We start from the raw sequence: 258 nt of genomic DNA, 5'->3' as shown, positions 1-258 counted from the left end.
CACGTTTTTCGTCCAGCAACTTCGAACAACTCTGAACATCCGTTGATTCTATATAATTGTCTTTTCAATTCGGAGCTGATGCTTACACTGTCCTTCATCATCCATGAGCAAGAGATTAGAGATCATTGGACTGATTTGGCTAAAAATCAAATTCCTTATGTGTCCATTACAAATACCGGTCCACACATTGAGGAGCTTATGGTGAAGCTGTACCGCGAATCCTCCGTACCCGGTATAGGATCTTCTACTATGTTATAC

The 258-nt window shown here is 41.1% G+C and carries 1 protein-coding gene; it reads left to right on the top strand.

Going from position 1 to position 258, the window contains the following annotated elements; translation table 11 throughout:
* Positions 1 to 258: hypothetical protein (locus tag AC1ECF_RS17695; RefSeq protein WP_480390751.1), on the top strand; the 258-nt coding region annotated here is incomplete at both ends.

This window comes from Psychrobacillus sp. Z3-81 (assembly GCF_056620325.1).
This window is presented reverse-complemented; position numbering and strand designations above follow the sequence as displayed.